This window comes from Geodermatophilus sp. SYSU D00079 (assembly GCF_054050635.1).
Map to the genome: position 1 here is coordinate 21,081 of NZ_JBJGZS010000036.1, position 9,581 is coordinate 30,661.

A 9,581-nucleotide genomic window follows, 5' to 3' on the forward strand; every position below is an offset into this window, starting at 1 on the left:
CGGGCCGGCCGAGGTGGGCTGGGCGGTGCCGGGGGCGGGTGACCGACGCTACAACCCGGCGGCGGCAGCCACCGCACGGCGAGTCAGCACCTGCGCCAGGTGCTGGCGGTAGTCGGCCTGGGCGTTGAGGTCGCTGCTGGGGCTGGTGCCCTCCGTGACCGCCTGCGCCGCCGCCGCGATGGCGTCCGCGCTGGCCGCCGCCCCGGCGAGGGCGGCCTCGGCCGCCCGTGCGCGCACCGGCGTCGGGCCCATGTTGGTCAGCCCGATCCGGGCCTCCGCGATGCGCCCGTCCTCGCGGCGGACCGCGGCGGCCACCGCGACGATCGACCAGGCCTGGGCCACCCGGTTGAACTTCTCGTAGTGCATGCCCCACTGCCCGGCCAGCTTGGGGACGCGGATCTCGACGAGCAGCTCCCCCTCCTCCAGCGCGGTGGTGAGGTAGTCGACGAAGAAGTCCGCCGCGGGCACGGTGCGCCGCGCGCCGCCGGGACCGGCGATCACGAACTCGGCGTCCAGTGCGAGCGCCACCGCCGGCAGGTCACCGGCCGGGTCGGCGTGCACGAGGGCGCCGCCGAAGGTGCCCCGCGCCCGCACCTGCCGGTCGGCGACGGTCTCGGTCGCCTCGGCGATCAGCGGGGCGTGCTGCGCGATCAGAGGGTCGACCAGCACGTCGTGGTGCGTGGTCATGGCCCCGATGACGATCGCGTCGCCGTCGTCCCGGACGCCGCGCAGCTCGCTCACCCGGGACAGGTCGACGACGGTCTCGGGCGCGGCCAGGCGCAGCCGCATGACCGGGATCAGCGACTGGCCGCCGGCGAGGATCTTCACGTCCTCGCCGCCGTCGGCGATGGCCTGCAGGGCCTCGTCGACCGTCGTCGGCCGGGCGTAGGCGAAAGGAGCGGGGATCACCGGTCACCTCCGAGCGAGGACTGGGGAGTGGAGACGCCGGCCGTGGTCTCGGTCTGGGCCCCGCCGTAGGCGTTGGTGCCGGCCGTGGCGCGGTCGCCGCCGTCCCCGCCCTGGTGGATGGCCCGCCACACCCGTTCCGGGGTCAGCGGCATGCGGATGTCGCTCACGCCCAGGTGCCGGAGGGCGTCGAGGGCGGCGTTGACCACCGCCGGCGTGCTGGCGATGCAGCCGGCCTCGCCGACGCCCTTGGCCCCGATCGGGTTGCCCGGGGCCGCGTGCACCGTGTTGCCGGTGTCGAAGTGCGGCAGGTCGGCCGCGGACGGCACGAGGTAGTCGACGAACGTGCCGGTGGTGAGGTTGCCGTCGGCGTCGTAGACGGCCTCCTCGTACAGCGCCTGGGCGATGCCCTGCGCCAGGCCGCCGTGGATCTGCCCCTCGACGATGAGCGGGTTGACGATCGTGCCGACGTCGTCCACCGAGGCGTACTTGCGGATCTTCACCATCCCGGTCTCGGTGTCGACCTCCATGGCGCAGATGTGCGTGCCGTGGGGGAAGGAGAAGTTCACCGGGTCGTAGGTGGCGTCGGCGTCGATCGACGGCTCGACGTCCTCCGGGTAGTCGTGCGCGGCGAACACGGCCAGGGCGATCTCCTGGATGCCCATGCTCGTGCCGGGCGTGCCGCGCACGGAGAACTTCCCGTCGGCGAACTCGAGGTCGTCCTCGCTGGCCTCCAGCAGGTGCGCGGCGACCTTGCGGGCCTTCGCGACCACCTTCTCCGCGGCCTTGACCACCGCCGTCCCGCCGACGACCAGGGACCGGGAGCCGTAGGTGTCCATGCCCTTGGGGGCCACCGCGGTGTCGCCGTGCAGCACCTCGACGTCCTCGAAGGGGACGCCGAGCTGGTCGGCGACCAGCTGGCTCCACGCCGTCTCGTGGCCCTGCCCGTGCGGCGTCGAGCCGGTGACGACCTCGACCTTGCCGGTGGGCAGCATCCGGATGGACGCCGACTCCCAGCCGCCCGCCCCGTAGGACAGCGAGCCAAGCACGCGGGAGGGCGCCAGGCCGCACATCTCGGTGAACGTGGAGAACCCGATGCCCAGCTGCACCGGGTCGTTCGACTCGCGGCGGCGGCGCTGCTCCTCGCGCAGCTCGTCGTAGCCGATGAGCTCCAGGGCCTGCTGGGTGGCGGCGTCGTAGTCGCCGCTGTCGTACTCCAGGCCCGCGACCGTGGTGAACGGGAACTCCTGGGCCTGGATCCAGTTCCTGCGCCGCAGCTCCAGGGGGTCCATGCCGAGCTCGACGGCGAGCTCGTCCATGATCCGCTCGATGGCGAAGGTGGCCTCCGGGCGGCCGGCGCCGCGGTAGGCGTCGGTGGGCACCTTGTTGGTGAACACGCCGTCGCACTCGAAGCGGTAGGCCGGGAACTTGTAGATCGCCGGGAACATGAACGCCCCCAGGGCCGGCACACCGGGGGTGATCAGGCGCAGGTAGGCGCCCATGTCGGCCAGCAGGCGCACGCGCAGCGCCTTGACGTTGCCCTCGCGGTCGGCGGCGATGTCGACGTACTGGATCTGGTCGCGGCCGTGGTGGGCGGTCATCAGCGACTCGCTGCGGGTCTCGGTCCACTTGACCGGCTTGCCGAGCCGCCGGGCCACCAGGAGGGCGATGACCTCTTCGGGGTTGACCTGCAGCTTGCCGCCGAAGCCACCGCCGACGTCGGGGGCGATGACCCGCAGCTTGTGCTCGGGGATGCCGGTGACCATCGCCAGCATCACCCGCAGCACGTGCGGGATCTGGGTGGCCGACCACATGGTGTAGTTGTCGCCCTGCGGCTGGACGACGACCGAGCGGGGCTCCATGAACGCCGGGATCAGCCGCTGGTTGACGAAGCGGCGGCTGACCACGACGTCGGCGTCGGCGAAGGCCTGCTCGGTGTCGGCGCCGGTGCCGGCCTCGCCCGCGTCGAAGACGAAGTGGTAGGCGGTGTTGGACTCGATGTGGTCGTGGCAGAGGTCCGCGTCGCCCTTGACCGCCTCCTCCATGTCCAGCACCGGGGGCAGCAGGTCGTAGTCGACGTCGACGAGCTCCAGGGCGTCGGCCGCCTCGGCCCGGCTGCGGGCCACGATGACGGCGACGGCCTCCCCGACGTGGTTGACCTCCTCCACGGCGACGGAGGGGTGGCCGGGGTTCACCATGTCCGGGGTGACCGGCCACGCGCACGGGATCGAGCCCTGCTCGTCGGCGAGGTCCCGGCCGGTGAGGACGGTGACGACACCAGGGGCCTGCTTGGCGGCCGAGACGTCGACGTTGGTGATCTTGGCGTGGGCGACGGGGCTGCGGACGACGGCGACGTGCAGCATCCCGGGCAGGACCATGTTGTCGGTCCACGTGGTCCGGCCGGTGATGAGCCGGGCGTCCTCCTTGCGCCGGCGGGCCTTGCCGACCTCCTTGGCGGGGGCCAGGTCGGCGGCGTCCTCGGTGACGGTCATGCCTGCACCACCACGTGGTCGGCGGCGGCCGTGTCCACGGCTGCCGGGCGGGCGGACGGCTGCTCGTCGGTGCTGCTGCCGCGCATCTCGGCGGCGGCGTGCCGCACCGCACGGACGATGTTCTGGTAGCCGGTGCAGCGGCAGAGGTTGCCCTCGATGCCCTCGCGGACCTCGGTCTCGCTGGGGTCCGGGTTCTCCTTGAGCAGGTCGACCGAGGCCATGATCATCCCCGGGGTGCAGAACCCGCACTGCAGGCCGTGCATCTCGTGGAAGGCCTTCTGCACCGGGTGCAGCTCGCCGTCCTGGGCCAGCCCCTCGATCGTGGTGACCTCGCTGCCGTCGGCCTGGACGGCGAACACGGTGCAGGACTTCACCGCCGCGCCGTCGAGGTGGACGGTGCAGGCACCGCAGTTGCTGGTGTCGCAGCCGACGACGGTGCCCACCTTGCCGAGCCGTTCGCGCAGGTGGTGGACGAGCAGGGTGCGCGGTTCGACGTCGTCGGTGTAGGACACCCCGTCGACGCGCACGTTGATCTGTGTCACGGATCCTCCGCTTCGTTGCAGGGGTCGTGTGGCAGAGCCACCTGGAGCCGGAGTCTGGCAACGCGACAGTGACTTAGGCCACGCTTACCTGCGCGGTGGATGCACTCACTTCCGCTCCAGCGGAGGTGATCGGCTCCGACACCCGCATCTGCGGATCCAGCACAGGCGCGTCGTCCCGAGCCGCGCCGCGCGGGAACGTTGCAGGGCCGTTGCAGGGCGGCCGCGACGCACCCCCGTGACCGCTGTGTGACGCGGCGGGTGTTAGGTGAGCCTTCCCTTCTGTGCGCACCGAGGAGTCCAGATGCGTTCCCGTCCCGTCGTGCGTGGCGCCGCGCTGCTCGCCGTCGCCCTCCTGGCCACCAGCTGCGGCTCCGACCCGGCCGAGGACGGGGACGGCGCCGCGGCCTCCTCCGGGGCGGCCTCCGGCGCCTTCCCGGTGACCGTCGCCACCGCCTTCGGCGACGTCACCGTCGAGGAGGAGCCGACCCGCGTCGTGGCGCTGGGCTGGTCGGACGCCGAGACGGCGCTGGCCCTGGGCGTCCAGCCGGTGGGGGCCAGCGACTGGCTGGGCTTCGGCGGCGAGGGCGTGGGCCCGTGGGCGGAGGGGCGCTACGACGAGGCCCCGGAGCTGATCGACACCCTGGAGCCCAGCCTGGAGGCGATCGCCGCGCTGGAGCCCGACCTCATCCTCGACACCCGCTCGGCCGCCACGCAGGAGCGCCACGACCTGCTCAGCCAGATCGCCCCGACGATCAGCCAGCCCGAGGGGGCCGGCCCGTACCAGACCACGTGGCAGCAGCAGCTGGAGCTGGTCGGCCAGGCCCTGGGCAAGGAGGACGAGGCGACGCAGCTCGAGGACGACGTCGAGCAGCAGTTCGCCGACGCCGCCGCCGCGCACCCGGAGTTCGACGGCACCGAGGTCGCCGTGGCCGCCTACACCTCCGAGGGCTTCGGCGCCTACGTCCGCGGCGACTCGCGGGTGGACTTCATGGAACAGCTCGGCTTCGTCAACAAGCCGGCCATCCAGGAGCTGTCGGGCACCAACTTCTTCGTGTCGGTCAGCGACGAGCAGGTGTCGCTGCTCGACGCGCCGCTGACCGTCGTCTTCCCGATCTTCGTGGAGGCCAGCGCGATCACCTCGAACCCGGTGTGGGGCACGCTGCCGTCGGTCCAGCAGGGCCACGCCCTCGTCCTCGAGGACCAGGACCTGGTCAGCGCCTTCTCCAGCGGCACCCCGCTCGGCATCCAGTACGCCCTGGACAACGCCGTCCCGCTGTTCGCCGAGACCCTCTGAGGGCGGGGCCGGTGCGGCGCGCCGGCCCCGCGGGTGCCTCAGTGCAGGCGCAGCGGCGCGCGGGGCGTCCGGCGGAGGCGGTGCAGGTGCGCGGCCACCGCGGGCCGGTGCGGCGCACCCGGCGGCAGCCACTCCAGGCAGGTCTGCCACACCGCGACGTCGTCCTGCGCCTCGGCCAGCCGGCTGTAGCGCAGCAGCAGCTCCGGGCGGCGGCTGGTGAGGACCGCCTGCCGCAGGAGCGCGGCGACCCGCTCGCGGGCGGTCACGACACCGGGCGCGGTGGAGCGGGGCAGCACGGCGCCGGCGTAGCGCTCCAGCGCGGCACCGACCGCGCCGCGGCCCAGCAGCCGCCGGACCTGGTCCAGGTCGGTCTCCAGAGGCGCGAGCAGCCGGTACGGGCGGGAGCCAACGAGGTCGGTGCCGACCAGCCGGCGCAGGCGGGACAGCTCGGCGCGCACGGTCACCGGGGCGGCGTCCCCGCCGTGGCACTCGGCGGCCAGCTGCTCGGCGGTGCGCCCGCGGCCGGTGACGGCGGCCTCGGCGAGCAGCAGCAGGAGCTCGGAGTGGCGCAGCGACAGCTCGACGGTGCCGGTGGGCAGCCGGAGGCGGGCGCGCTCCCGGCCGAGGACGTCCAGCCGCGGGGTGACCGGCCGGGGCGCCGACGGGGCGGGGCGCCGGGCGTCCGGCTCGCGGTGCAGCCACCGCAGCTCCGACTCGACCGCGGCGACGGTGGCCCGGACCAGCGTGAGCACGTGCGGGCTGGCCACGTGGTCGCCGCCGGTGACGTCGATGGCGCCGAGCAGGACGCCGGTCACCGGGTCGTGCACGGGCGCGGCCGAGCAGCTCCAGTTCTGCACCGGACGGCGGTAGTGCTCGCTGCCGTAGATCTGGACGGCGTGGTCGAGGGCCAGCGCGGTGCCGGGGGCGTTGGTGCCCGCGACCTCCTCCGACCAGCGGGCGCCCTCCACGAAGTTCAGGGCCTCGGCGCGGGAGCGCAGCCGCCGGTCGCCCTCCACCCACAGCATCCGGCCGGCGGCGTCGGTCACCGCGACGATCATCTGGTCGGCCTCGGCGTCCTCGACCAGCAGCCGGCGGATCACCGGCAGCACCGGGGCCAGCGGGTGCGCGGCGCGGTAGGCCAGCAGGTCGTCGTCGAGCAGGTCGACCGGGGGCGCACTGCCGTCGGGGTCGACGCCGACGCCCAGGCAGCGGCGCCAGGAGTCCCAGACGACGGCGCGCACGGAGCCGCCGGCCGGTGCACCACCGCGGGAGACCAGGGCCTCGTGGGCGGCGCGGAGCCGGCGGGTGTGGGCGGGGTCGGGGTGCCCTCCGGGCAGCGCGAGCCACGGGTTGACCGTGGTCACGGTGTCGTCCGGGGGCTCGGGCTCATCGCTCGCCCATCGTCGCCCCTCGCCGCGCTTTCCACCAGGCAGCCCCTCCCTCGACGACCAGGCCCCTGATCATGCGTGCTCCGCCCTCTGCGCTGGTCGGGAGGGGGGACGGGGCGGGAGAGCGGACGGCTCACCGTGCGGGAGGGCGGCGGACGGGGGCCATCGGCGGCGGGGCGGCGGGCAGCAGGGCGCGGACGTCGCGGGCACGGACGGCGCCGGTCCACAGCCCGACCCCGTAGGCGAGGTCCTCCAGCCGGCGCGCCGCGGCGAAGCGGACCGGCCCCACCGCGCGCCGGTGCGGCCACCACGCGAGGACGGCGTCGGCGACGGCGGCCGCGAGCACCGTGCGCCGAGCCCGCCGGGACACCGCCGCCGCGGCCAGCGACAGGGGCCAGTGGTGGCGGGTGGCGCTGCGGGCCAGGGTGCGCCCGGCCGCCGCACTGCCGCGCAGCACCAGGGCGCACGCCAGCCCGAGGGGTGGCCGCTCCCCCGGCCGGGCCAGCCGCCGGGCCAGGCGCACGGCGGTGACGGCCAGCGACCCGCCCGCGACGGCGACCGCGGGCGGTCGGCCGGTCAGGAGCAGCCCCCAGGCCAGCGCCGACGACGGCGAGACGACGACGGGGGCCACCGCGGCGCCGTGCCGGGCGGCCAGCAGGGCGGCGCCGGTGCCGTAGAAGGCCCGCCGGCGCAGCCACTCCCCGGTCGCCGAGGGGTGCTCGTGCGCGACCTCGGCCGCCGGCTCGTAGCGCACCCGCCAGCCGGCCGCGGCCAGCCGCCAGACCAGGTCGACGTCCTCGGCCACCCGCATCGACTCGTCGAAGCCCGCCCCGAGCGCCGAGCGGCGGGCCAGCAGCGCGGCGCTGGGCACGTACGACACCGCCGTCCCGGCAGCCACCGGCGCGGGGTGCGGCCCCATGTCGAGGGCGCTGACCGCCGCCTCGTAGCGGTCCACCCACCCCGATCCCGGCCGAAGTGGCCACAACGGCCCTCTTCCGGGCGGCCGTTGTGGCCACTTCGGCCGTTCGGGGGACGGGAGGGCGGTGATGCGCGGCGCGACCAGCGCCAGGCGGGGGTCGGCCGCGTGCCGGGCGAGGACCGGGGCCCACCCCGGCCGGGGCACGCAGTCGGAGTCGAGGAACGCGACCAGGTCGGTCGTGGCCGCGGCCAGCCCGGCGTTGCGGGCGGCGGCCGGGCCGCGGCTGGTCCCGTGCCGCAGCACCCGGGCGCCGTGGCCGGTCGCGACCCGCGCGAGGGCCGCGGGGTCGGCGGAGCCGTCGTCCACCACGAGGACCGGCGCGGCCGCGGTGGCCGGGTCGGCGCGCAGCGCGGTCAGCAGCCGGTCGACGGCGGCGGTGCGGTCCTTGACCGGGACGACGACGGTGAGGTCGGCCGCCGCGGTGCCGGCGAGGTCGGGGTGCGCCAGGCCGCCGTCGAGCAGCCGGGCGGCGAGCGTGGCGGTCGGGGCGTCCCGGACCACGAGCCGGTCGCCGCGGAGCAGGTCCCGGGCCCTCGGCAGCAGCCGGAGCAGGCGCAGCGGGGAGCCGCCGAGCAGCGCCGTCCCGCCGTCCCTGCGCCGGGTCCGCGGGTCCAGCCGGACGGCGAAGCCGTCGGGGAGCCGGGCGGCGGGGGGCGCCGGGACCGCGGGGGCGGGCGTCATCCCTCCGCGAGGACCTCCGCGGTCGTGGTCACCTCGACCAGGGGCGCGTAGCAGCCGAGGATCCGCATGGTGTCGTCGTGCGCCTCGTCGTCGGCGCCGGCGCACGCGTCGGAGACCACCCGCACCGTCACCCCGGCGTCGGCCGCGGGGAGCACGGTGGACAGCACGCAGCAGTCGGTGGCGACGCCGGCGACGGTGATCGGCCCCTCCCCCACGAGCTCGGCCACCGCGGGCACCCACTTGCCGAAGGTGGGGGCGTCGACGACGGGCCGGTCGCCGGGGTCCTCGGACAGCTGGAACAGCGGGATGGCGTGCGGCTCGGTGAAGTAGGCGTACTCCTTGTAGTAGTCGACCCACGCGCCGGTCGGCTCCTCCGGGACGACGAACCGGGTGAAGACGACGCGGTCGCCGAAGGCCTCCACCAGCGAGCGGATGCGCGGGCGGATCTCGTCGAACCTCGGGGTCGTCCACGGCGAGGAGGTGTCGCGGAAGACCTCCTGGTAGTCGACGACGACCAGCCAACCCTCGGGCACTGCCATGCTCGGAACACTAACGACCGCCCGGGCAGCGCCCCGCCGGAGGAGGTCCCGTGCCCGACTACCCGCAGTCCCTCGTCCCGGTCGACCACGTCGAGCCCGCTCCGCGGCGGGTGCGCGCGTTCCTCGCCGGTCGTCCCGTCCTGGACACGCTCGCGGCCCGCTACGTCTGGGAGTGGCCGCCCTATCCGCAGTACTACGTGCCGCTGGCCGACGTCGACACCACGCTGCTGGACGACGAGGGGACGGCGGAGGCGACCAGCCGCGGCACCGCCCGCCGCGCGGCGCTCGTGGCCGGGGACGTGCGCCGTCCGGGCGCGGCGTGGGTGTACGGCGCCGACGCGCCGGGGCCGCTACGCGACACCGTCCGGTTCGAGTGGTCGGCGCTGGACGCCTGGTTCGAGGAGGACGAGGAGGTCTTCGTCCACCCGCGCAACCCCTACGCGCGGGTCGATGCGCTGCGCTCCACGCGGCACGTGCGCGTCGAGCTCGGCGGCCGGGTGCTGGCCGAGTCCGCCTCGCCGGTGGTGGTGTTCGAGACGGGGCTCCCGCCGCGGACCTACTTCCCGCGCTCGGCCGTGGACTTCTCCGCCCTCGTCCCCAGCGACACGCAGACCGCCTGCCCGTACAAGGGCCGCACCAGCGGGTACTGGTCGGTCGAGGGGGGGGGGGGGGGGGGGGGGGGGCGGGGGGGGGGGGGCGGGGGGGCGGCCCGCGCCCGCCCCCCGCGCGCCCCGGCCCCGGGCGCCGCCGCTGGGCAGGA

Annotated in this window: 8 protein-coding genes; 2 read left to right on the forward strand and 6 right to left on the reverse strand. The window is 75.5% G+C overall.

Going from position 1 to position 9,581, the window contains the following annotated elements; translation table 11 throughout:
• Positions 1 to 48: 48 nt before the first annotated feature.
• Genes ACI79E_RS20715 through ACI79E_RS20725 form a run of 3 tightly spaced genes read right to left on the reverse strand, consistent with a single transcriptional unit; the run spans position 49 to position 3,940 of the window.
• Complete coding sequence (locus tag ACI79E_RS20715) at positions 49 to 909, reverse strand: FAD binding domain-containing protein (RefSeq protein WP_456934463.1); 861 nt, start codon at positions 907 to 909, stop codon at positions 49 to 51.
• Complete coding sequence (locus ACI79E_RS20720; RefSeq protein WP_456934464.1) at positions 906 to 3,398, reverse strand: xanthine dehydrogenase family protein molybdopterin-binding subunit; 2,493 nt, start codon at positions 3,396 to 3,398, stop codon at positions 906 to 908. Before ACI79E_RS20720 ends, ACI79E_RS20715 begins: the two co-directional genes overlap by 4 nt.
• Positions 3,395 to 3,940 carry a (2Fe-2S)-binding protein gene (locus tag ACI79E_RS20725; protein WP_456934465.1) on the reverse strand — a complete coding sequence of 182 codons (546 nt, stop codon included), beginning with the start codon at positions 3,938 to 3,940 and terminating at the stop codon, positions 3,395 to 3,397. The genes ACI79E_RS20720 and ACI79E_RS20725 overlap by 4 nt, the downstream gene beginning before the upstream one ends.
• Positions 3,941 to 4,241: 301 nt before the next feature.
• Here ACI79E_RS20725 and ACI79E_RS20730 point away from each other — a divergent pair, with 301 nt between their 5' ends.
• On the forward strand, positions 4,242 to 5,234 hold the full coding sequence (locus ACI79E_RS20730; protein ID WP_456934466.1) for an iron-siderophore ABC transporter substrate-binding protein: 993 nt from the start codon (positions 4,242 to 4,244) through the stop codon (positions 5,232 to 5,234).
• Positions 5,235 to 5,272: 38 nt separating this feature from the next.
• On the opposite strand, the gene ACI79E_RS20735 is transcribed toward ACI79E_RS20730, so the two are convergent.
• The 3 genes from ACI79E_RS20735 to ACI79E_RS20745 all read right to left on the reverse strand — a co-directional run bounded on the left by ACI79E_RS20735 (position 5,273) and on the right by ACI79E_RS20745 (position 8,821).
• Entirely contained in the window at positions 5,273 to 6,598 is a 1,326-nt protein-coding gene (locus ACI79E_RS20735) for a GAF domain-containing protein (protein ID WP_456934467.1), read from the reverse strand.
• 157 nt (positions 6,599 to 6,755) lie between these two features.
• Positions 6,756 to 8,282, reverse strand: coding sequence for a mycofactocin biosynthesis glycosyltransferase MftF (gene mftF / locus ACI79E_RS20740; protein ID WP_456934468.1), 1,527 nt, complete (start codon positions 8,280 to 8,282; stop codon positions 6,756 to 6,758).
• Complete coding sequence (locus ACI79E_RS20745) at positions 8,279 to 8,821, reverse strand: cysteine hydrolase family protein (protein ID WP_456934469.1); 543 nt, start codon at positions 8,819 to 8,821, stop codon at positions 8,279 to 8,281. Before ACI79E_RS20745 ends, mftF begins: the two co-directional genes overlap by 4 nt.
• Before the next feature lie 50 nt (positions 8,822 to 8,871).
• Here ACI79E_RS20745 and ACI79E_RS20750 point away from each other — a divergent pair.
• The coding region (locus ACI79E_RS20750; protein WP_456934470.1) for a DUF427 domain-containing protein at positions 8,872 to 9,581 on the forward strand (710 nt) is incomplete at its 3' end.

Bases quoted from the DNA above. Each gene is read 5' to 3' on its own strand.
- ACI79E_RS20720 (WP_456934464.1), bottom strand. From the start codon at position 3,398: ATGACCGTCACCGAGGACGCCGCCGACCTGGCCCCCGCCAAGGAGGTC.
- ACI79E_RS20730 (WP_456934466.1), top strand. From the start codon at position 4,242: ATGCGTTCCCGTCCCGTCGTGCGTGGCGCCGCGCTGCTCGCCGTCGCC.
- mftF (WP_456934468.1), bottom strand. From the start codon at position 8,282: ATGACGCCCGCCCCCGCGGTCCCGGCGCCCCCCGCCGCCCGGCTCCCC.
- ACI79E_RS20745 (WP_456934469.1), bottom strand. From the start codon at position 8,821: ATGGCAGTGCCCGAGGGTTGGCTGGTCGTCGTCGACTACCAGGAGGTC.